This is a genomic window from Sporosarcina sp. FSL K6-6792 (genome assembly GCF_038004885.1).
GTDB lineage: Bacteria > Bacillota > Bacilli > Bacillales_A > Planococcaceae > Sporosarcina > Sporosarcina psychrophila.
In genome coordinates this window covers 1,371,366-1,394,601 of the sequence record NZ_JBBOSA010000001.1, presented here as the reverse complement: position 1 = coordinate 1,394,601, position 23,236 = coordinate 1,371,366, and the positions used below count along the sequence as shown (strand labels likewise).

The following is a 23,236-nucleotide window of genomic DNA, read 5'->3' as shown; positions in this document are numbered from 1 at the left end:
CCAAAGGGGTCCACGCATGCAAAATCCAAAACCATCGTCGAAAATGTTTCTAGATATTGTCGGTGAACTTAAATCGATAATTAAAGAAGAGGGCATTGAAACCGGTGGAAAGCTACCTTCCGAACGTGAACTGGCAGAACGTCTGCAGGCAGGAAGATCCACGGTTCGTGAAGCGTTACGAAGTTTGGAACTGCTCGGGCTTATCGAAACTCGGCGTGGTGAAGGTACGTTCCTTGTCGATTTCAGGAAGCATCAACTTGTTGAAGTCCTTGCAGCTTTCATCATGCAACAGCCCGATTCCGTCATCGATGTTCAGGAAACACGGAGAATTCACGAAACGGCGGCAATCCTCGCTATATGTAAGGACAGTGCATTACGGGCATTACCAGTATGGGAGAGCTTGCTGAAAAAAATTGATCAGGATGGGGAGATTTTACGAGAGGACCTTGTCCGTGAGATGATTGTTGCAGCGGGAAATCGATTATCGCTTAAAATTTGGTTTTTATTAAAACAATATAGTAAAGTACCATTCAGTGAAATGACAAAAGTTGATGAAAACGATAGTGTGAAAATGTTGCTTCTAAACTTGAGTGATGGCAACATGATTGCCACGTTGGAAGCCTATTCTGAATGGATTGAACTAGTTGAAAGTGAAAGAGGGGACAATAATAAATGATTCGCGATCTATTTATGAAAAATAGAAAAAAGCATACGACGACAATACCTTCCGTTGACGCTAAAAATGATGTACCAGAAGGAATTATGACAAAGTGTCCAGAATGTAAAAATATTATTTTAACAAAAGATCTAATCAAACTAATGAAAGTCTGCCCGAAATGTGATCATCATTTGAAGATGACAGCAGCAGAACGTGTAGCTTGTCTATTCGATGAAGAGACATTCAAATCAATTGACGATCATTTGAAGACAGAAAATCCACTTAATTTTCCTGCTTACACTGAAAAAGTTGAGTCAGATTCGAGAAAAACGGGTTTGAATGAGGCAGTTCTTACTGGAACAGGTAAAATCGATGGACTGGAAATTGCTGTAGCTATTATGGATTCACATTTCCGTATGGGCTCGATGGGGTCGGTTGTTGGTGAAAAGATTACCCGCGCAGTCGAAAAAGCGACTGCACTTGGCATTCCAATGATTATCTTTTCTGCGAGCGGTGGGGCACGTATGCAGGAAGGTGTGTTATCACTCATGCAAATGGCGAAAACAAGTGTCGCACTTACACGACATGCCAGTGAAGGTTTGTTATATATATCAGTCATGACATACCCAACGACAGGCGGCGTGTCAGCAAGTTTCGCATCTGTTGGTGATATTAATATCGCGGAGCCAAAAGCTCTCATAGGGTTTGCAGGTAGACGCGTTATCGAACAGACTGTTAGAGAAAAATTGCCAGACGACTTCCAAACAGCAGAATTTCTCCTGGACCACGGCCAACTGGATGCAGTCGTTCATCGTACGGATATGAAAGAAACTATATCTAAGATTGTTCGACTTCACGTGAAAGGGGCTAACTGAAATGGGGAAAACGTTGAAATTCGAGGAACCAATCGTCAAGCTGCGCGAGAAAATCGTAGAACTTGAAGAGTTCACGGCGAACAATTCGGTTGACCTTTCAGATGAAATCGGAACGTTAAAGGTTCGTTTGAAGAACTTGGAAGAAGAAATATATGAGAATATGGAACCATGGGACCGTGTTCAAGTGGCAAGGCATCCGGAACGTCCAACTACAATTGACTATATCAATATGTTGTTTGAAGATTTTATGCAACTGCACGGGGATCGGGCCTATGGTGATGATGCAGCAATTGTGGGGGGGATCGCTTCATTTGAATCGGTTCCAATAACAGTTATCGGCCATCAGCGTGGGAAAGACACAAAAGAAAACGTTAAACGGAATTTCGGAATGCCGCATCCTGAGGGGTATAGGAAAGCATTGCGCCTTATGAAACAGGCTGAGAAATTCGGCAGACCAATCATTTGTTTCATCGATACGAAAGGTGCTTTTCCTGGCAAGGCGGCTGAAGAGCGGGGACAAAGCGAAGCGATTGCACGTAATCTTGTTGAAATGGCTGGCTTGACTGTTCCGGTTATTTCTATCGTCATCGGAGAAGGCGGGAGTGGCGGAGCGCTGGCACTTGGGGTGGCAAATCATATTCATATGCTTGAGCACTCAACTTACTCTGTTATTTCACCTGAAGGAGCCGCTACCATTCTTTGGAAAGATTCAAGTCTTGCCAAACAAGCTGCCGAAGCTATGAAGATAACAGCTCCACACTTGAAAGAAATGGGAATTATCGATGATATTATTCCAGAAGTTCGAGGTGGTGCGCATCGTGATTCGAAAGCGCAAGCTATTAGTATCGGGAATGCAATTCGAACTTCGTTGGATGAATTAGGAACGCTAGATGGTAAAGGTTTAGTTGACCATCGTTATGATAAATTTCGCTGTATAGGCGTTTTTTCTGAATAAAAGAAAGATGCGGGTGACCGCATTTTTTCGTGTTCATAAAAATCTACATAGGAGTGATTTCAATGAAGAAGATTGCTGTGTTGACAAGTGGGGGAGACGCGCCTGGGATGAATGCTGCAGTTCGTGCAGTTGTTCGGAAAGCAATTTATGAAGGACTTGAAGTTGCAGGCGTTTTCAATGGTTATCAAGGATTAATCGAAGGAAAAATCGAACTTCTACAACTGGGTTCCGTGGGTGATATAATTCAACGGGGCGGGACCATATTACGGTCAGCCCGCAGCGCTGAATTCCGGACGCTCGAAGGCCGTCAAAAAGCACTGAAACAATTGAAGTTGAACGGGATTGAAGCTTTAGTCGTCATTGGCGGCGATGGTTCGTTCAGAGGTGCACTTGAATTAACGGCTCTTGGTCTGCCATGTGTCTGTGTTCCAGCAACAATAGATAATGATATCAATGGCACTGAACTGACAATCGGTTTTGATACGGCATTGAATACAGTCATTGATGCCATCGATAAGATTCGCGATACTGCTACATCTCATGAACGTACATTCATTATTGAAGTTATGGGACGCGATGCTGGAGACCTTGCCTTATGGGCGGGACTGGCTGGCGGTGCTGAAACGATTCTTGTACCGGAAGAGAAGTATGAATTGCCTACGATCATCGAACGGCTGAAAAGCGGTAAGGGACGAGGTAAAAAGCATAGTATCATTATTGTAGCTGAAGGGGTTATGTCGGCCGCAGAGCTTGCTGAAATATTGAAGCGCGAAGCAGATATTGAAACACGTATATCAGTGCTTGGACATATTCAGCGAGGGGGTTCACCTTCTGCACGTGATCGTGTCATTGCAAGTCAGTACGGAGCAAAAGCTGTAGAAGTATTGAAAGAAGGACGCGGTGGCATTGCGATTGGCATGCGAAATCATGTGGTGGTAGACTATGAGTTGACAGATGTTTTCGAACAATCAAATGGTTTGGATATGGAAATGTACAAGCTGTCCAACGAATTGTCTATTTAACTTTATGTAGCAAAAATTCCCTGCTTTATACGTGGGAAGACAAACGCGAACGAAGTCAGTAATTCAGAGGGCATCAAAATGTCGGCTGAATCGAGCGAGCACTATTTAAAATCTGGGTGCAATTAATTGGGTTGTTAAAAAAACTAAAAGAGGCGATATTTGATGAGAAAAACGAAAATAGTATGTACGATTGGCCCTGCAAGTGAATCACCGGAATTATTGGAACAACTTATTGAGGCTGGTATGAATGTAGCGAGGCTGAATTTTTCCCATGGTAATCATGCGGAACATAAAGCTCGTATCGATTCCATTAGAAAAGTCGCACGTGAAAAAGGCAAAGTTGTTGGGATTCTATTAGATACTAAAGGACCAGAAATTCGGACGCATTCTATGATGAATGGAAAGTTGGAACTTGTAACAGGACAAAAAATTGATATTTCCATGACGCAAGTCGAAGGAAACAATGATGTATTTTCAGTAAGTTACGATAAACTTATTGAAGATGTAAACGAGGGTTCTGTCATTCTTTTAGACGATGGTCTAATCCAATTAGAAGTTACTGGTAAAGACGTAGCACGAGGGTTAATTCATACACTAATCATTAATTCGGGGTCATTAAGCAATAATAAGGGCGTTAACATACCGGGTGTTTCAGTACAACTTCCTGGAATGACGGAAAAAGATGCAGAAGATATCCTGTTTGGTATTAGGGAAGGTGTCGACTTCATAGCTGCCTCATTCGTAAGACGGGCTTCCGATGTTATGGAAATCCGTGCCCTTCTTGAGAACAACAACGGCTCGAACCTACAAATTATTCCGAAGATTGAAAACCAAGAAGGCGTCGACAATATCGATGAAATATTGAATGTTTCAGATGGTCTTATGGTAGCGCGTGGTGATCTGGGTGTAGAAATACCACCAGAAGAAGTACCACTTGTCCAGAAAAATTTGATTGAGAAGTGTAACCAGGCGGGTAAACCGGTTATCACGGCAACACAAATGCTTGATTCGATGCAGCGTAACCCGCGTCCTACACGTGCAGAAGCGAGCGATGTAGCGAATGCGATTTTTGACGGTACCGATGCAATTATGCTGTCAGGAGAGACGGCAGCAGGAATTTATCCCGTCGAATCAGTCCAAACGATGGATCGAATTGCGCTTACTACGGAAGCTGCCATCGATTATCGCTCTGTAGTGTCGACACGTCGACGAGAAAAACATGGTAATATGACTGAAGCGATTGGACAAGCTGCAGCATACACGGCTATCAACTTGAAAGTGAAGGCTGTCCTTGCCCCAACAGAAAGTGGTCACACAGCTAAAATGATTGCCAAATATCGTCCAGGTTGCCCAGTTATTGCAGTAACGTCATCTGAAATGTGTTCAAGAAAACTATCACTTATCTGGGGCGTCTACCCGATAGTTGGAAAAAAAGCTTCTTCGATTGATGAAATCTTGCAAGAGTCTGTAGAAGAGAGTGTTAAACATCAATATGTCGGACATGGTGATGTGGTTATCATTACAGCAGGTGTTCCAGTTGGTGAAGCGGGAACAACGAACTTGATGAAAATACATGTCATAGGTGATTTGCTTGCACGAGGACAAGGAATTGGCAAAGATGTAGCTTATGGTCGAACTGTTGTAGCCAAAAATGCAGCTGAAGCATTGGCGTATGATACAGAAGGAGCTATTCTTGTAACGAACGCATCTGATCGTGATATGATGCCTGCCATCGAGAAATGCGCAGGACTCATTACGGAAGAAGGCGGATTGACAAGTCATGGTGCAATTGTCGGACTCAGTTTAGGTATACCGATAATTGTCGGAGTTGAAAATGCTACCGAGCTTATCCAACATGGCAAGGAAATTACGATGGATGCTGAATCTGGCGTTATCTATAATGGACACGCGAGCGTTCTATAAAGTTAATCTTCAATCAGAGGAGGTTCTTCATCCCCCACTGATTGTTTAAAGAACTTAGGCTGAGTGCGCCACGTCCTGTGGCAAAACCTAAGTAACCAACAGGGAGGAATGAACTGCAATTCTTCCTCGTTGGTCCTACCCATTCGGGATAAATAAGATAAGGCTGCTTCCGAAATGCTCGGTAAGCAGCCTTTTTTAGGAGATGAATTTTGCATGAAATGGATAGTACTCACATTTATTGCTGTTCCGGCAGCTGAGCTTGCTTTACTAATTTATTCAGGGAAGACGCTAGGTCTATTGCCCACGATAGCTATTATCTTTATCACGGGGATAGGAGGGGCATATCTCGCCAAACGCCAAGGTATGAAGGCTTGGACTGAATTGAAAATGCGTATGACAGCTATGGAGACACCTGGAGATGCACTTATTGATAGTGTTTGTATCCTATTTGGGGGGCTTCTGCTAATCATGCCTGGATTCATTACCGACTTAGTCGGCTTATTACTCCTTTTCAAAGGACCAAGAAATAGTATCAGACCATTTATTCAGAATTGGATTTATAATAAAATGAAAAAAGGACAAATTGTTATCCGGTAAATAAAGGATGCTGTCTGACTTTCAGTGCGGTAAAAAGTAAGAATGGTGTCAGTAGAATACCGGGTAATCCGAATAAATAGAAGGAAGAAGCCGTTATGAAAAAAGCATGAATGGGCTTTAGGTGGAAAGTGGATGCCCACATGTATGATTCGGCCATTTGTCTAGTTATCATGGTGAATAGATAGAGTAAAATAAGTGAGATACCTATATATAAATTGTTTGTGTATAGGAAGAAAGCGGCCATGGGCAATAGGAACAGTCCGATACCGAGGAATGGCAGACTATCTGCCAGCGAGATAAGAAAAGCGTTACCAATGGGTGACTCGAACCGTAGAAGCAAGAACCCTATTGAGATAATACAGAATGTCAGGAAGAATAAGCGGGCTTCTACTGATACGAAAGTGCCGATAAGTTTACCGGATTTCGTAAACATACCTTTTGCTGGTAGGCGTATGGTGCTAGGGAAATAGACTAGAAACCAGTAGCGGTTTTTTCCGGATTCCCGTAAGGCAAAAAAATAAGCAACGAGGAAAATGAACAAGCTGAATAACTGTTGAAAAACGGTACTGATAATTGTTAGGGTGTATTCTAAAAGCGCATGGCCATATTCTACAACTTTATCCTCGAGGAAAGTGAATAGCTTGCTAGGGATGTCGGTATTTTGTGTGAATGGAGCTATATGGCGTTCGACAGTTGGAACGGTGTCAATAAGCCCATGGATTGCGATGAAAGTGAACGCGCTAATTAAAAAAAGCATAAGTGTCATAACGAATAATGTTGCAATTGTAAGCGGAAGCTTGGTCATTGAGCGGACGGATGATAAGATAGGGGCAGTGAAGTAGGCGATAATGATAGCGATTGCCGCCGGGGGAACAGTGAACAGGATAATACCCGCCAAAAAAGCAGGCAACCATTTCATGAAAATTGATTGAAATGCTTGTTGCTTGTTCCGCTTTTCCGGCATTTTCCGTCCCCCTTTTTATAAATCTAAAAACAAAAACAAGCGTATCCATTCACAAAGATGACAATATTGATTATAATGGTCGTTGTAAGCGTTTTTAAGTAGCGAATTAGTATTAGCAGACTAGCTGTTCTTCTTTCTCCTTTTTGTAGATTGGACAGCTGTACTGAAAGAGGGAGCGATTTATATGACGTCAACCAAAGGGTTGGAAGGAGTCGTAGCGACACAGTCAGCAATCAGTTCTATTATTGATGACACACTTACATATGTCGGCTATGATATTGATGATCTTGCAGATAACGCCAGCTTTGAAGAAGTTATTTATCTTCTTTGGCACCAGCGTCTGCCAAAAGAGGACGAGCTTGCAGAGCTGAAAAAACAGCTTGCAGAGAACATGTCTGTTCCTCAAGAAGTACTTAATCATTTCAAAACGTATCCAATTGGGGAAGTACACCCAATGGCTGCACTGCGTACTGCAGTATCTCTACTTGGACTATACGATGAAAAAGCAGAAGATATGTCTGATGAAGCAAATTACGAAAAAGCGATTAAGCTTCAAGCGAAAATCGCTACACTCGTTACTTCATTCTCACGTATCCGTAAAGGCCTTGAGCCGGTTGCTCCAAAAGCTGAACTTGGCTATGCTGAAAACTTCCTATACATGCTTTCAGGAAAACAGCCTGAAGCAATTGCAATTGAAGCATTCGACAAAGCACTTGTCCTACATGCAGACCATGAGCTAAATGCATCTACATTCACAGCACGTGTTTGTGTAGCTACGCTTTCTGATATGTATTCAGGTGTGACAGCAGCGATTGGTGCACTTAAAGGACCACTTCACGGTGGCGCAAACGAACAAGTAATGAAAATGCTGATGGAAATCGGTTCAGAAGACAAAGTAGAAGCATATATCCGTGCAAAATTGGATAACAAAGAAAAAATCATGGGCTTCGGCCACCGTGTCTACCGTAAAGGTGATCCACGTGCGAAACATCTGCGTGAGATGTCTAAGCGTTTGACTGAACTTCGCGGCGAAGAGAAATGGTACAATATGTCCAATAAAATCGAAGAAATTGTTACCGGCGAAAAGAATTTGCCGCCGAACGTCGATTTCTATTCGGCTTCTGTCTATCATTCACTCGACATCGATCATGATTTATTCACGCCGATTTTCGCAGTATCTCGTATTTCGGGATGGATTGCACATATCCGTGAGCAATATGCGAACAATAGATTGATCCGTCCTCGTGCAGATTATACGGGACCGGGCATGCAAAAATACGTTCCAATTAAAGAACGATAAGAACGAAAATACATGGGGCAGCATAGATATATGCCGGCCCTCTGATTTTGAATTTGGGAGGAAATTATTCATGACTAACGGTGGAAAAATTACAGTAACTAATGGTGTTTTAAACGTTCCTGATCACGCAACAATTCCTTTTATTATCGGTGACGGTACTGGTCCGGATATTTGGCATTCAGCATCACGCGTACTTGAAGCAGCTGTTGATAAAGCTTACGACGGCAAGAAAAAGCTTGTGTGGAAAGAAGTTCTTGCAGGGGAAAAAGCATTCAACGAAACTGGCGAATGGCTTCCACAAGCAACACTAGACACAATCGATGAGTATTTGATCGCTATTAAAGGACCACTTACTACGCCAATTGGTGGCGGTTTCCGTTCATTGAACGTTGCGCTTCGCCAAGAATTGGATCTTTACACTTGCCTACGTCCAGTACGTTACTTTGAAGGTGTTCCTTCACCAGTTAAACGTCCTGAAGATTGTGATATGGTTATTTTCCGCGAAAATACGGAAGATATCTATGCAGGTATTGAATATAAAGAAGGTACACCTGAAGCGAAAAAAGTAATCGAATTCCTACAAAACGAAATGGGTGTTAAAAATATTCGCTTCCCAGAAACTTCTGGTATCGGTATCAAACCTATTTCTGAAGAAGGTACAAAACGTCTTGTACGTGCTGCTCTTGCTTATATCATTAAAGAAGGCCGCAAGTCACTGACGCTTGTCCATAAAGGAAATATCATGAAGTTTACAGAAGGCGCATTCAAAAACTGGGGCTATGAAGTTGCTGAACAAGAATTCGGCGATAAAGTCTTCACATGGAACCAGTATGATCAAATCAAAGATGCTGATGGAACTGATGCTGCAAACAAAGCACAAGCTGAAGCTGAAGCAGCAGGCAAAATCATCGTTAAAGATGCAATTGCTGATATCTTCTTGCAACAAATCTTGACACGTCCAAAAGAGTTCGATGTTGTTGCAACAATGAACTTGAACGGCGACTATATTTCTGATGCACTTGCTGCACAAGTTGGTGGAATTGGTATTGCTCCTGGAGCAAATATCAACTACATTACTGGGCATGCAATCTTTGAAGCAACTCACGGTACTGCACCGAAATATGCAGGACTTGACAAAGTTAACCCTTCTTCACTCCTTCTTTCAGGCGTCTTGATGCTTGAGCACCTTGGATGGAACGAAGCGGCAGCTATGATCACTGCTTCAATCGAAAAAACAATTGTTTCTAAAGTTGTAACATACGACTTTGCTCGTCTTATGGACGGTGCAACTGAAGTGAAAGCATCTGAATTCGCAAATGAATTGATCAAAAACCTTTAATTATTACTACTTTAGCGGTGGAGAAGACTTCGGTTTTCTTCACCGCTGAAGGTTTATAGTAGATTAAATGAGGGCTTAACCCCTCATACATATGAATAAAAGGAGAGACAACTCATGACAATGCAACGTAAAAAAGTCTCAGTTATCGGTTCTGGTTTCACGGGTGCGACTACAGCATTTCTTTTAGCTCAAAAAGAGCTTTGTGATGTAGTGATCGTTGATATTCCACAAATGGAAAATCCGACAAAAGGGAAAGCTCTTGATATGATGGAAGCTGGACCTATTCAAGGTTTTGACGCGAGTATTATTGGAACTTCAGATTACGCGGATACAAAAGACTCTGATATCGTCATTATCACAGCTGGTATTGCACGCAAACCAGGTATGAGCCGTGATGACCTTGTTCAGACGAACCAAAAAGTCATGAAAATCGTAACAGGTGAAATCGTAAAACATTCTCCGAATACAACCATCATTGTATTGACAAACCCTGTCGATGCTATGACATACACAGTATACAAAGAATCAGGATTGCCGAAAGAACGCGTAATCGGACAATCTGGTGTACTTGACACTGCACGTTTCCGTACGTTTGTAGCGCAAGAATTGAACTTGTCTGTTAAAGACGTCACTGGTTTCGTTCTTGGCGGTCATGGCGATGATATGGTTCCACTTGTACGCTACTCATATGCGGGTGGTATTCCACTTGAAACGTTGATCTCTCCTGAGCGTCTTGAAGAAATCGTAGATCGCACACGCAAAGGTGGAGCAGAAATCGTAAACCTTCTTGGTAATGGTTCTGCTTACTATGCACCAGCCGCATCACTTGTTGAAATGGCTGAAGCGATTCTAAAAGATCAGAAACGTGTACTTCCTTCGATAGCATATCTTGAGGGTGAGTACGGCCTTGACGGTATTTACATTGGTGTTCCAACTGTGCTTGGCGCAGGCGGTATCGAAAAAATCATCGAACTTGAATTGACTGAAGACGAAAAGGCGGCATTGGCTAATTCTGCTGAATCAGTTAAAGCTGTTATGAAAGTTCTTGTCTAATATCTTTAATAAAAATCGAGTAGCATATGCTACTCGATTTTTATTCTGATTATTGATAAACTTGTATTATCACACTAAAAGGGGGAAATAAGTTGATACTAGGGAAGAAAAGACGTCTAGGTAGAAAGATAGAGGAAATCACTGTTGGAGAAAAGTTGAAATTGACAGAGAAAATTGAAGATAAAGATCTCCTACTCTATCTTGGTCTAACAAATGATAGTAACCCGCTCTATATCCAGCATGATTACGCTTCACAGACGACTTATGGATTGCCTATCGTACCAACTATTATGCTGACAGGGATTGTGACATCCGCCGTTTCAAAGTATTTACCTGGGCCTGGTTCACATATCGTGAAACAGCAATTGTCATTCCCAAAAGCTGTGTATCACTATACAACTATCAATTTTTTGCTCGAAGTAATTCATGTTGATAAAGAAAAAAACTCAATAGACATTTCAATAGAAGCGTGTGACGAAAAGGAAGATATCGTTATTTCTGGAATAGTGACAGTCACTCCGCCAAAAGTGGAAGAGCGTCTTACATCACAAGCAATGGATAACTTTTGACGGGGGATTGATGCAAGTTGAGTTCAAGTATAAAGAAAATATTGATTGTCGATGACGAACAGCCGATTCGAACACTATTAGAATACAACTTAAAGCAGGCGCAATACGAAACAATCACCGCTGCTGACGGAGAAGAAGCTGTATTGAAAACAGAAATGGAAAAACCTGATTTAATTTTACTTGACTTAATGCTTCCGAAAATGGATGGGATTGATGTCTGCAAAACGTTAAGACAGCGGGGGCTCGATATTCCGATTATCATGCTGACGGCAAAAGGGGACGAGCTCGACAAGGTCCTAGGTCTTGAAATTGGCGCGGATGATTATATGACGAAACCGTTTAGTCCTAGAGAGGTTGTTGCACGCGTTAAGGCTGTATTGAGACGTAGTGGGGAATGGACAGGCCGTGTCGAAGAAACAGGGATTTTGACCACTGGATCTTTAACGGTGCACGCTGAACAATATGAAGCTTATCTTGACAAAGTAGAACTTGAGTTCACTCCAAAGGAATTTGAACTTCTTGTTTATTTCATGCAGAACAAGAATCGTGTTCTATCACGGGACCAACTTTTAAGTGCAGTCTGGAATTATGACTTTGCTGGCGATACACGCATCGTCGATGTTCACGTTAGTCATCTACGGGAGAAAATTGAAGAAAACACGAAGAAACCTGTTTTCATCAAGACAGTAAGGGGAATTGGCTATAAATTTGAGGAGCCGAAAATTTGATGAAAGATTTATATTCCCGATTAACTATTGCGTGTGCAATTCTTCTTTCGGTTCTTTTAACTGGCCTCGGTATTGTCCTGGGTCAGTTTTTCCCTTTATTCGCGCGTGATATCACACTTGATCTGCAACGACAATACTGGGTCTATTTAATCGTCACGCTGATAATTGCATTTATTCTCTCTCTCTTTATAGCGATGCGGATGATGATGCAATACGCCCGTCCGGTCGATGAAGTGACAAAAGTGGCCGTTCAAATTGCACAGGGCGATTACCATGCAAGGACTAAGACGGATGAACCAGAATATGATAATGAACTTGCGATTTCCATTAATAAAATTGCTAGCAATTTGCAAGAGATGACGACACTTCGAATGATGGAAAAAGAGCGTTTGAAAACACTTATAGAAAGTATGGGTAGTGGGCTTTTGATGTTTGGTCGTGAAGGGTCAGTCAATCTTGTAAATGGGGTATTTGAAAAGACGTTTGGATTTTCAAAAGAGGAGCCAATAGGTAAAACGTTCAAAACAATTGGTTTACCTATTGAAATTGAAGATTTGATTGAAGATGTTTTTATGACTGAACAAGTACATGAAAAACAGGTTAGGATTGATTCAGGAGGTTATTATTCCTACATGAGCGTTTATGGTGCGCCTGTTATCGGCCATCACGGGAATTGGCTCGGAATTGTTGTTGTCATGCATGATATTACAAAGCTTGTCCGGCTTGAAGAAGTAAGAAAAGATTTTGTTGCAAATGTATCCCACGAACTTCGTACTCCTATTACTTCAATTAAAGGGTTCACTGAAACATTATTAGATGGTGCGATGAATGAACCTGTCATAATGAAAGAATTTCTTGAAATCATTCAGAAAGAAAGTAACCGCCTACATCTATTAATTGATGACTTGCTCGAATTATCAGCAATGGAAAGAGAAAACTTTTCACTTCAGTTTGGACATGTTGAGCTGTTAGAGCTGATGAATGATGCATTGAAAATCGTTTCCGGTAGTCTGGAGCGTAAGAAGATGGCTATCAACTTGGATATTGCAGATGACATTGCTATCGAAGGCGATGCAAGTCGATTAATTCAAGTAATGGTGAATCTATTATCAAATGCGATTAACTATTCAAAAGAACAGACAAAAATCACTGTTTCAGTAAAAAGAATAGCGCAAAATGTAATTATTGAAGTACAAGATGAAGGAATCGGTATCGAACAAGTTGAACTGGCACGGCTGTTTGAACGCTTCTACCGTGTTGACCGTGCAAGGAGCCGTGACTCGGGTGGCACAGGGTTAGGACTAGCCATTGTCAAACACCTCGTGGAAGCCCATAGTGGTACAGTCGAAGTGGAGAGCACAATCGGTGTTGGTACATTGATTCGTATCTGTCTACCTTTGCGACAAGGTAATTAAGCAATCCCACGTCTGTTGATTAACTGAAAATAATTTGATCACAGACTGGGTGCTACTTGTATAGTTACATTTGGATTGCTTTGGATGGAATGACTTCTGTACGATTTCCGAGATGACTGGATATGTAGGGATACGACTTTGTCGCATCCCTACATATTTTTTCGGTAATCGTATGGTGGTCCTTCATCCGCCCTGCTCCAAATGGATAAGTCCACGAAGTGCTCAAGCTTATTGGGACGAAAGAATAGAATGGCATTTACCAGGATAAAAGCCGCCAAAGATGCAATTTTGGCGGCTGAAACTTTCTTTAGGGTTTTCTCTTTTTTTATTAAAGAAGTGTCACTTTCTAGTATACATCACATAATTTGATGATTACTTTTTGTTAAAAGTAATCAATGAACGCATTGTATAACGTGCAAAAGTGCCCGAAATTGCATCTTCGGGCACTTACACTCTTTATAGAATATCATCTACTCTTTTCTTCCAAAAAAACTGCATTTTTCACTTGAACATTGTAGGTACGCGACAGGCAACTATTCTCAATAGGGTTACTGGAAGAAGTGTAGTTAGAAGTGACGGAGTCACTTCTAGCTACACTAGCACCCCTCAGTAAATCTGTCATGAATAGTCGCCGAAAGCGTAACGGAAATGATCCAGTGAAAATGAAGGTCATTAAGCCCTACTCATCCGTATTTTATACGAATAAATGGTTAATCAACAGACGTGTTCATAAGTAAATAATTACAGAAGCAGACTAAACAACGCGTCATTTTCAATTCTATCCGCCCCCGTGGTAAGATGAATGAAGATGACGTTTTTTTGAATGGAGTGGAATGTACATGACGACAAAGAAAATTGTGTTACTTGACGGAAACAGTCTTGCGTACCGGGCATTTTTTGCATTACCTTTATTAACAAATGATAACGGTATCCATACCAATGCGGTATATGGCTTCACGATGATGCTCCAAAACATCCTTGAGGATGAAAAACCGACGCATATTCTCGTGGCATGGGATGCTGGAAAAACAACATTCAGGCATAAAACATACGGAGAATATAAAGGTGGGCGTCAGAAAACGCCACCTGAATTATCCGAGCAATTCCCTTATTTGCGTAAGTTGCTTGAAGCATACAATATCCCCCAGTACGAACTGGATCAGTATGAAGCGGATGATATCATCGGCACGCTTAGCAAAGCGGGAGATGCGGACGGTTCCGAAATCGTCGTCATTTCAGGGGATAAGGATTTAACTCAACTTGCCAGCGACCATACAACGGTGTTCATCACCCGAAAAGGAATGACTGATATTGAGAAATACACGCCTGAACACGTCATGGATAAATACGGCATTGAGCCCCATCAAATCATTGATATGAAAGGACTAATGGGCGATGCATCCGATAATATTCCCGGCGTTCCTGGAGTCGGGGAGAAAACTGCGCTCAAATTGTTAATCGAATACGGTTCGATTGAAAATGTTTATAAATCACTTGCTAAAATTACTGCTAAAAAGTTGAATCAGAACCTAACGGAAAATGAAGCACAAGCGTTTATGAGCAAAGATCTTGCGACAATTGAAGTGAATGCACCGATCACGGTTAACATTAATGATTTAGCGTATGACGGCCCCGATATGGATCAAGTGACGACTATTTACCGGGAGTTGAAATTCAAAACGCTCCTCGAAAAAATTACTCCTCAAGCAGCTGAGGAACCAAAAGAAGCAATTGAAGTCACGATTGTTGCCGAACTCTTGGACAAGGATTTATCAGATGAGATGGCGATTCATGTTGAAATGATGGATGAAAACTATTTGACTGCAGAGATTTTAGGCATTAGTTTGGCGGATGAAAAAAACATTCTATTTATACCGCTTGAAGTTGCAAAAAAATCGACACCATTCAAAAACTGGTTGCAAAATACGGACAAGCTGAAATACTCGTCTGATTCAAAAGCAGCTAGTGCATCACTAGCGCGTCAAGGTCTAGATGCAGAAGGCTTCCAGTTTGACCTATTGCTGGCGACCTACATCGTCAACCCATCGACGACCTATACCGATGTAGCTTCCATTACAGGAGAGTTTGGTTACACAGAAGTCGAGCAGGATGAAGTGATTTATGGAAAAGGTGCTAAGAAAGCGATACCGACCGAAGAAATAATTGCAGACCACGCCGGTCGAAAAGCGCTGGCGATTTGGAAATTGCACGCAGAGATTGAAGAGCGATTACAAGATAATGATCAATATGATTTATACCATGAACTTGAGTTACCGCTTGCGGCGATTCTTGCGAAAATGGAAACGACTGGTGTTAAGACGGACCGAGAGACGCTTCTGACAATCGGAACTGAACTGTCTGCTAAACTGGCTACACTTGAGACAACTATTTATGAAATTGCAGGAGAAAAATTCAACATTAATTCACCTAAACAGCTTGGCGTCATCCTTTTTGAGAAAATCGGACTTACTCCGATTAAAAAGACGAAAACTGGTTATTCAACTGCGGCGGATGTGCTTGAGAAGCTTGAAAGCGAACATGAAATTATCAGCCATATATTGAACTATCGCCAACTCGGAAAATTGAATTCGACATATATCGAAGGACTATTGAAAGAAATTCATGAGGATGGCAAGATTCATACCCGTTTCCAGCAAGCACTCACGACAACAGGTCGACTTAGTTCCATCAATCCCAATTTACAGAACATTCCTGTACGGCTTGAAGAGGGAAGGAAAATTCGTGCAGCGTTCGTTCCATCTGAACCGGGCTGGTATCTATTTGCCGCGGACTATTCACAAATCGAACTGCGGGTACTCGCACATATGTCGCAAGATGAAAAACTGATTGAGGCTTTCCGTGCAGGTGCAGATATTCATACGAAGACAGCAATGGATGTTTTCGGTGTTGATGAAGATTCAGTGACGTCAGACATGCGACGAGCAGCAAAAGCAGTCAACTTTGGTATTGTCTACGGTATAAGTGATTACGGACTTTCGCAAAACTTGGATATTACGCGCAAAGACGCAGCGCAATTCATCGATACTTATCTCAGCAGTTTCCCGGGAGTCAAACAGTATATGAGCGACATTGTTGCAGAGGCGAAAAGAAAAGGCTATGTGACGACGCTTATGAACCGTAGACGCTATTTACCAGAAATCACAAGTTCGAATTTCAACTTAAGAAGTTTTGCGGAACGGACTGCTATGAATACACCGATTCAAGGAAGTGCGGCCGATATTATTAAGAAAGCAATGATTGAAATGGCTAACAGGCTTGAAGTTGAAGGCATGCAGACACGTATGCTCCTGCAAGTGCATGATGAATTGATCTTTGAAGCACCAGAAGAAGAAATTGAGAAACTAAAAGAAATCGTACCTGAAGTGATGGAATCTGCTCTTGCGCTTGACGTGCCATTGAAAGTAGATTGGGCATTCGGATTATCTTGGTATGAGACGAAGTGAGGGGATAAAGTGCCTGAATTACCGGAAGTAGAAGGGGTTGTCCGTGCACTCGCACCAATTGCGATTGGAAGGACAATCCAGAACGTGACCGTTTCAGATACGGTTATCAAATCAAAACAACTAGGTAAAGAAGCTGTAATAAAAGGAATTACAACCGAAGACTTTATAGTAGATATGGCTGGTATGACGATTGAAAATGTCACACGGCGCAGTAAATACATTTACTTTCATTTAATGAAAGATGGTAACACCTGTCTTCTTGTCAGTCATCTTGGTATGACAGGGGCTTGGTTCACCGTTGACAGCGTTGATGACATTACGGAATTGAAGTTCCGTAACCATGTTCATGTTGTTTTTGCGCTGGAAGGCGGGGGACTACTGGTGTATTCGGATATTCGTCGTTTTGGAGAACTACGGCTTCTTGGCTGTGAAGCAGATCATCCGCCACTATTGAAAATGGCTCCTGAACCGTTCGCTACTGGAGCGCGCAAGCATTTCCTTGAGTTTGCAGCTATGCCGAAATATGCCCGAAAACCAATCAAAGAAGTCATTATGGACGGGCATGTATTATCTGGATGTGGGAATATTTATGCGACGGAAGCAATCTATAAGATGAAGATACATCCCGAAAGAACTACGGAGCGGATTAGTCTAAAAAGAAAAAATGAATTATTTGATGTGATTGTGGCTATTTTACAGGAAAGTATTGATGCGGGAGGCAGCTCCATTTCTGATTACCGGAATATTAATGGGGAAGCGGGCACAATGCAGGATCGTCTTAAAATGTATGGTAGGAAATTTTGCCCTGCTTGCGGCTCTGCCACGGAGAGTATGAAAATCGCAGGTAGGACATCCGTTTATTGTCCGACATGCCAGAAATGATTGTTGAAGGGCTGTGTGAGCTATGATTATCGGTTTAACGGGCAGTATTGCAAGTGGGAAAAGCACCGTATCCAAGATGTTGAAGAAAAAGGGCTTTCCAATTGTAGATGCGGATGAAATTGCACGTCTTGTTGTCGAACCTAGGAGTCCAGTTTTACAAGAAATCAGTCGCGTATTTGGTCAGGGGATTTTACGTTCGGACGGATCGCTTAATCGTGAAAAGCTAGGGGAGCAAATATTCGGCGATGTAGAAGAGCGCCAAAAGTTGAATGGTATCATCCATCCTGCAATACGACAAGAGATGTTAAGGCAAAAAGAGCAATTGATTTCAACGGGATCGAATACAGTTATCATGGACATCCCTTTGTTGTTTGAAAGCAAGTTGCAATCGTTCGTGGATAAAATTATTGTCGTGTCTGTCTCGGCAGAAATACAAAAGGAACGTCTCATTGCGAGGAATGTGTTATCGGAAGAAGAAGCGGATGCACGAATCCGTTCCCAACTATCAATCGAAGAGAAGGAACTGAGTGCAGACGCGGTTTTATTCAATAACGGTCCAGTGGAAGAGACAGAAAGCCAGTTGACTGAGGTGCTTTCTAAATGGAATGCAGAGCCTTGAAGTGATTCTGAAAAATGAAACATTTCAATTGTCCATAGTAAATCTTGGTTTTAGCATAATATGTGTTATACTAATGACGAGTATTAGATAAAAAGTATAACATACATACAGGAGGATCTTTATATGACTACTTCTATTGCGATAAACGGGTTTGGAAGAATTGGACGAATGGTATTCCGTCAAATGATTACAGAAGAAGATGTAACAATCGTTGCGATTAACGCAATGTATTCATCAGAAACACTCGCTCATCTTATAAAGTACGATACGAATCACGGTACATTTGATGGCGAAGTCATTGCAGAAGAAAATGCGATTGTCGTCAATGGGAAACGAGTGCAAATCGTCTCTGACCGTGACCCGCTTAACCTTCCTTGGAAAAAGCTTGGTGTCGATATTGTCATTGAAGCGACTGGTAAGTTCAATTCGCGTGACAAAGCGGCTCTTCACCTTGAAGCGGGGGCAAAAAAAGTCATTATATCGGCACCTGGTAAAAATGAAGATATCACAATTGTTTTAGGTGTAAACGATGATAAATTAGATATCGAAAAGCATGACATCATTTCGAATGCAAGTTGTACAACGAACTGTCTTGCTCCTGTAGCTAAGGTATTAAATGATGCATTTGGGATTGACAACGGTTTAATGACAACGGTTCATGCATATACAAACGACCAAAAGAACTTGGATAATCCTCATAAGGACCTTCGACGTGCACGTGCATGCGGACAATCTATCATTCCAACATCTACTGGAGCTGCAAAAGCGTTGGCACTTGTGCTTCCAGAATTGGAAGGGAAGATTCACGGAATGTCACTTCGTATACCTACGCCGAATGTTTCACTTGTCGACCTAGTTGTAGATTTGAAGCAAGACGTGACAGTAGAGATGGTAAACAATGCATTTAAGCAGGCTTCTGAAGGAGCGATGGCAGGTATTCTCCGTTTCTCAACAGAGCCGCTTGTATCTATTGATTACAATACAACAACTGACTCAGCGATCATTGACGGTCTTTCAACAATTGTTATGGCAGATCGCAAAGTGAAAGTACTTGCCTGGTATGATAATGAGTGGGGTTATTCTGCACGCGTCGTCGATTTGACAAAGAAAGTTGCAGTAGCTTTGAAAACAAAAGAACTTACTTAATTGTGAATAGAAAGCGTCCCTAAAGTCAGTGAAAGATGACTTTGGGGACGTTTTTTTTGGAAGACAAGTATATGTTTTCGACGTGGAATGGTGTCCAGGCTTCAGGCGCCAACCCTTGGGTCATAAATTATTTGGGAAGGGATTAAACTACATCTCTCCTCTATGGGGGTTGAAGTACGCCTCCTCGTACCTGTAAGCAGTCATTGCGACAGGACGTCGCGAACTTCGACTGCCTTCCTTTATCACTTATGCCTGTCGGGGTGGATGGCGCCTTGCGCTTTTCTCATTGTACAATGCTTCTTTCCACTCTATTTCGATTTTTTTTGTCGTTTTCTGTTATAATTAAGTTATTATCTAAGAAAAAGCGGAGGATACACATTATGAAATGTCCAGCTTGCCAGTTCAATGGCACCCGGGTAGTTGATTCTAGACCGGCCGAGGAGAATAGATCCATCCGGCGTCGCAGAGAATGCGAACAATGCGCATTCCGTTTTACGACATTTGAAAAAGTTGAGGAAATGCCTTTGATTGTCGTGAAGAAAGACGATTCGCGTGAAGAATTTAGCGGAGAAAAAGTGCTCAGAGGTCTTATTCGAGCATGTGAAAAACGCGCTGTTTCCCTTGAGGACCTAAAAAAGATCGTCTATTCGATTGAAAAAGAATTGAGAAGCGCAGGTGTCGTGGAGATTAATTCTGATGATGTTGGGGAAATGGTTATGGAACAGCTATCGGAAGTTGATGAAGTCGCGTATGTCAGATTCGCTTCGGTCTATCGCCAATATAAAGACATCACAGTTTTCATAAAAGAATTGCAAGACCTACAAAAACGGACGAAAAAGTAACGTATCCCATTCAGATAGGAAGTAGAGTTTGATGGCACCCCTTTATAAAGAACTACAGCCAGTTGACGCATACAAAATACGGTTATCGCAGCCCTTTTCAGATTATGATCGTCAACTCCTCACTTTATTTTACCAACCGCTGATTGGCCCAGGAGCGATGAGCTTGTTTATGACATTATGGGCGGACGCAGAGCGTGAAGACGACCGTGAATACAACCATTACCACCTTATGAACATCTTGACGATGCCACTGGGACCTGTCTTCGAAGCCCGTATATCTCTTGAAGCAATCGGCTTATTACGAACGTACAAGAAAAAAGATGGAGATGCGAGATTATTTGTTTACGATCTGCTTCCTCCACTTGATGCCAAAGCTTTTTTCCTAGATCCACTGTTGTCGACATTCTTATTTAGTAAAATCGGAGAACAGGCATACCGAAATCTACGTAGCCGCTTTGCGCTAGACAGTGTTAATGAAATTGGATTTGAAGATATTTCTCGTACATTTTTAGATGTGTATACGCCCGTTCAGCAGGGCTATAGTATGGATATGGGCGAGGGCCAGCAGTTTATCGGACGGAATGAGCCGGAAGGTGTTCCGTTTTTGCATTCAGACTTTGATTTCAATCTGCTAAGTTCGGGTTTATCTGAACAAATGGTTCCCAAAGCTTCATTATCTTCTGTTTCTAAGGAATTAATTGCGAAAATCGCATTCCTTTATTCGCTCACGCCGCTAGATATGCAAAAAGTCATCATGATGGCTCTCGATGAAGATCTCAAGTTGCCGGAAGACAGATTGCGAAAGTCAGCAGCGGAGTTTTATAAAATGAATGTTTCAAAAGAGGCGCCAGTATTGCATAAAGTGTATGCGAAAGAATTACCTAAGCCTGAAACAGGACTATTAACGCGAGATGAAGAATTGGTGCATTACCTTGAAAATACGGCGCCACTTGAAATGTTACGTGAGATTAACGGGAAAGAGCCACTTTCTGTAGACGTGAAGCTTGCAGAAAAGTTGGTCAATACACACGGATTGTCCGTCGGTGTCGTCAATGTTCTGCTGCAATACGTTCATTTGCGCAATGACGGGAAAATAACGAATAGTTATGTTGAGCGGATTGCTTCCCATTGGATGAACAAAAAGGTTGATACAGTGAAAACTGCACTTGAAATGTCGAGGAATGAGCATGACCAGTATGTTAAATGGAAAAATGAAGGTCAGAGCACAGGATCGAAATCGGCGCCTAGACGAAAATCCGCGCGTGAAGAGAAAGTACCGGAATGGTTTTATAAAAAAGAAGAAAAGAAAACAAAATCAGATAAACCTGTTAAGTCTTCTTCAGAGATTGATGAAGAACGCCGTAAATTACTTGAGGAATTAGGCGTAACGGGGGACGGGACGGTGAAGTGAAATGGAACATATTGGCGATACGTTGAAACGGGTCGTGAAATCACCGGCATTTGCCGCAAGATATGATGAATTGCGCAGAGAAGTGATGGAAAGTCCAGGGGTACAACAATTTTTGACGGATCATTCCACTGAAGTTGATGGTGAAGTTGTCGAGCGGAGTCTTGGCAAACTATACGAATACGCCACCGCTTCCCATAGTTGTGGAAAATGTCCCTACCTCGCAGGATGTGTGAATATCATGAACGGCTTCGAACCGAAATTGGTATTATCCCGTGGGCTTATAGATGTGGAATATACAAAGTGTCCCAACAGATTAGTTGATGATGATCAACGTAATATTAAGAAAATGATAGACAGTATGTATATGCCCAAAGATGTCATGGAAGCGAAATTGCAAAGCATTGATATGTTTTTTGATGATAGTAGGGTTCCGGCGGTACGAGCTGCAAAAGATTTCTTGAACGCTTTCGATGAAACCGGAAAACTTCCAGAGCGAGGTATGTACATTTATGGCCCGTTTGGAATCGGTAAATCATTCGTGCTTGGAGCATTGGCGAACGAATTAGCCAATCGTCGGATACGTACAGTTGCTGTATATGTCCCGGAATTCCTAAGGGAAATGAAACAATCTATTCAAGATCAGACCTTAAATGAGAAAATTGATTTTGTGAAAAACGCACAAGTACTTATGCTTGATGATATTGGTGCAGAAACAATGTCTGCTTGGACGCGTGATGAAGTGCTCGGCACTATTTTACAATACAGGATGGCAGAAAAATTGCCGACTTTTTTCACATCTAACCTTAGTTACGCTGAACTTGAAGATCATTTGACATACACACAGCGTGGTGAAAAAGAAGCTGTAAAAGCGGCAAGAATCATGGAGAGGGTGCAAATGATTAGCATTCCAATACGACTCGATGGTGAAAATAGACGCGATAAATAAAAGGGAAACCTAAAAATGACAGAAGCATTGAGCTTCTGTCATTTTTAATAGTTTATTTATTATCTTTTTTCAAAACGGTTTGTGCGTTGTTCTCTTTGCTTTTGATTCTCGTTTTCTTGAGTATTCAACTTATCGATATCGAATGTAGAGCCGAATTCTTCACGCATATCATTTGGTTTTTGGTTTCTGTTACGGTCTTGATTTTGTTTTTGGTCACGGTTTGGATTTCTGTCTTTGTTATTTGGCAAGATTAATCACCTCCATAAACGTATCATGTGTTTAATGCAGCTTTTCATTCCATGGTAATTAATTCTACCTAGATATGTTGACATAAAGAATCCACTCAACAACGCTCGGCGCATAGAATCATTAGCTCAACATATATAGCAAGAGCGATGTCTGATTTTTAACTTCATATTTTTGACAAGCCTTCGCGTTTCGTAATTGATAACAATAATGCTACAAACTCCCTATTCACTCCTGCACAGAATTTGATGTTTTGTTCTTTCCGGCTCAAATTCTTCGGAA

22 protein-coding genes are annotated in these 23,236 nt (G+C 41.8%); 19 read left to right on the top strand and 3 right to left on the bottom strand.

The features are described 5' to 3' along the window. Positions 1 to 16 precede the first annotated feature (16 nt). From MKZ26_RS06650 to MKZ26_RS06625, 6 genes are all read left to right on the top strand, one after another. Complete coding sequence (locus MKZ26_RS06650; protein ID WP_340765239.1) at positions 17 to 676, top strand: FadR/GntR family transcriptional regulator; 660 nt, start codon at positions 17 to 19, stop codon at positions 674 to 676. Further along, positions 673 to 1,533 (top strand): acetyl-CoA carboxylase, carboxyltransferase subunit beta, encoded by an 861-nt coding sequence (accD, locus tag MKZ26_RS06645; RefSeq protein ID WP_445683402.1) that lies wholly within the window; start codon positions 673 to 675, stop codon positions 1,531 to 1,533. Before MKZ26_RS06650 ends, accD begins: the two co-directional genes overlap by 4 nt. A gap of 1 nt (position 1,534) precedes the next feature. Next, a complete protein-coding gene (gene accA / locus MKZ26_RS06640; RefSeq protein ID WP_338652901.1) occupies positions 1,535 to 2,488 on the top strand; it encodes an acetyl-CoA carboxylase carboxyl transferase subunit alpha in 954 nt (317 codons plus the stop codon). A gap of 62 nt (positions 2,489 to 2,550) precedes the next feature. Further along, positions 2,551 to 3,510, top strand: coding sequence for a 6-phosphofructokinase (pfkA, locus tag MKZ26_RS06635; RefSeq protein WP_067207620.1), 960 nt, complete (start codon positions 2,551 to 2,553; stop codon positions 3,508 to 3,510). 162 nt (positions 3,511 to 3,672) lie between these two features. After that, complete coding sequence (gene pyk, locus MKZ26_RS06630) at positions 3,673 to 5,433, top strand: pyruvate kinase (protein ID WP_067207646.1); 1,761 nt, start codon at positions 3,673 to 3,675, stop codon at positions 5,431 to 5,433. Positions 5,434 to 5,646: 213 nt separating this feature from the next. After that, a complete protein-coding gene (locus MKZ26_RS06625; RefSeq protein ID WP_340741811.1) occupies positions 5,647 to 6,030 on the top strand; it encodes an FxsA family protein in 384 nt (127 codons plus the stop codon). Here the strand turns inward: MKZ26_RS06625 and MKZ26_RS06620 are convergent. Next, positions 6,020 to 6,994: an AI-2E family transporter gene (locus tag MKZ26_RS06620; protein WP_340765235.1), complete on the bottom strand. Its 975-nt coding sequence runs from the start codon at positions 6,992 to 6,994 to the stop codon at positions 6,020 to 6,022. The two genes, MKZ26_RS06625 and MKZ26_RS06620, sit on opposite strands and share 11 nt — an antisense overlap. Positions 6,995 to 7,178: 184 nt before the next feature. On the opposite strand from MKZ26_RS06620, the gene citZ reads away from it, so the two are divergent. The 6 genes from citZ (at position 7,179) to pnpS (ending at position 13,398) form a co-directional block, all read left to right on the top strand. Then, positions 7,179 to 8,294: a citrate synthase gene (citZ, locus tag MKZ26_RS06615; protein ID WP_067207654.1), complete on the top strand. Its 1,116-nt coding sequence runs from the start codon at positions 7,179 to 7,181 to the stop codon at positions 8,292 to 8,294. A gap of 70 nt (positions 8,295 to 8,364) precedes the next feature. Then, positions 8,365 to 9,633, top strand: coding sequence for an NADP-dependent isocitrate dehydrogenase (icd, locus tag MKZ26_RS06610; RefSeq protein ID WP_067207657.1), 1,269 nt, complete (start codon positions 8,365 to 8,367; stop codon positions 9,631 to 9,633). A 114-nt stretch (positions 9,634 to 9,747) separates the two neighbouring features. Continuing rightward, positions 9,748 to 10,686, top strand: coding sequence for a malate dehydrogenase (gene mdh / locus MKZ26_RS06605; protein WP_187047308.1), 939 nt, complete (start codon positions 9,748 to 9,750; stop codon positions 10,684 to 10,686). 92 nt (positions 10,687 to 10,778) lie between these two features. Next, positions 10,779 to 11,255 carry a MaoC/PaaZ C-terminal domain-containing protein gene (locus MKZ26_RS06600; protein ID WP_338652900.1) on the top strand — a complete coding sequence of 159 codons (477 nt, stop codon included), beginning with the start codon at positions 10,779 to 10,781 and terminating at the stop codon, positions 11,253 to 11,255. A 17-nt stretch (positions 11,256 to 11,272) separates the two neighbouring features. Continuing rightward, the gene (locus tag MKZ26_RS06595; RefSeq protein ID WP_082786522.1) at positions 11,273 to 11,983 is read left to right on the top strand and encodes a response regulator transcription factor; all 711 of its coding nucleotides are present in this window, start codon (positions 11,273 to 11,275) and stop codon (positions 11,981 to 11,983) included. Further along, positions 11,983 to 13,398 carry a two-component system histidine kinase PnpS gene (gene pnpS, locus MKZ26_RS06590; RefSeq protein WP_340767610.1) on the top strand — a complete coding sequence of 472 codons (1,416 nt, stop codon included), beginning with the start codon at positions 11,983 to 11,985 and terminating at the stop codon, positions 13,396 to 13,398. The genes MKZ26_RS06595 and pnpS overlap by 1 nt, the downstream gene beginning before the upstream one ends. A 64-nt stretch (positions 13,399 to 13,462) precedes the next feature. Here pnpS and MKZ26_RS06585 read toward each other — a convergent pair whose 3' ends face one another. Further along, positions 13,463 to 13,585, bottom strand: a complete 123-nt coding sequence (locus MKZ26_RS06585) for a hypothetical protein (protein WP_340765232.1) — start codon at positions 13,583 to 13,585, stop codon at positions 13,463 to 13,465. Positions 13,586 to 14,237: 652 nt separating this feature from the next. On the opposite strand from MKZ26_RS06585, the gene polA reads away from it, so the two are divergent. The 7 genes from polA (at position 14,238) to dnaI (ending at position 22,708) form a co-directional block, all read left to right on the top strand. Then, positions 14,238 to 16,862 carry a DNA polymerase I gene (gene polA, locus MKZ26_RS06580; protein ID WP_340765230.1) on the top strand — a complete coding sequence of 875 codons (2,625 nt, stop codon included), beginning with the start codon at positions 14,238 to 14,240 and terminating at the stop codon, positions 16,860 to 16,862. 9 nt (positions 16,863 to 16,871) lie between these two features. Beyond that, positions 16,872 to 17,744: a bifunctional DNA-formamidopyrimidine glycosylase/DNA-(apurinic or apyrimidinic site) lyase gene (mutM, locus tag MKZ26_RS06575; RefSeq protein WP_340765228.1), complete on the top strand. Its 873-nt coding sequence runs from the start codon at positions 16,872 to 16,874 to the stop codon at positions 17,742 to 17,744. Positions 17,745 to 17,766: 22 nt separating this feature from the next. Next, positions 17,767 to 18,363, top strand: a complete 597-nt coding sequence (gene coaE, locus MKZ26_RS06570) for a dephospho-CoA kinase (protein ID WP_340765225.1) — start codon at positions 17,767 to 17,769, stop codon at positions 18,361 to 18,363. Between the two features lie 123 nt (positions 18,364 to 18,486). Beyond that, the gene (locus MKZ26_RS06565) at positions 18,487 to 19,509 is read left to right on the top strand and encodes a glyceraldehyde-3-phosphate dehydrogenase (RefSeq protein WP_340765224.1); all 1,023 of its coding nucleotides are present in this window, start codon (positions 18,487 to 18,489) and stop codon (positions 19,507 to 19,509) included. Positions 19,510 to 19,889: 380 nt separating this feature from the next. Further along, the gene (nrdR, locus tag MKZ26_RS06560; RefSeq protein WP_067207676.1) at positions 19,890 to 20,351 is read left to right on the top strand and encodes a transcriptional regulator NrdR; all 462 of its coding nucleotides are present in this window, start codon (positions 19,890 to 19,892) and stop codon (positions 20,349 to 20,351) included. Positions 20,352 to 20,382: 31 nt separating this feature from the next. Next, positions 20,383 to 21,762, top strand: a complete 1,380-nt coding sequence (locus MKZ26_RS06555) for a replication initiation and membrane attachment family protein (RefSeq protein WP_340765223.1) — start codon at positions 20,383 to 20,385, stop codon at positions 21,760 to 21,762. A gap of 1 nt (position 21,763) precedes the next feature. Then, complete coding sequence (gene dnaI, locus MKZ26_RS06550; protein ID WP_340765222.1) at positions 21,764 to 22,708, top strand: primosomal protein DnaI; 945 nt, start codon at positions 21,764 to 21,766, stop codon at positions 22,706 to 22,708. A 59-nt stretch (positions 22,709 to 22,767) separates the two neighbouring features. On the opposite strand, the gene MKZ26_RS06545 is transcribed toward dnaI, so the two are convergent. Beyond that, positions 22,768 to 22,956: a hypothetical protein gene (locus MKZ26_RS06545; RefSeq protein ID WP_340765220.1), complete on the bottom strand. Its 189-nt coding sequence runs from the start codon at positions 22,954 to 22,956 to the stop codon at positions 22,768 to 22,770. Between the last annotated feature and the right edge of the window lie 280 nt (positions 22,957 to 23,236).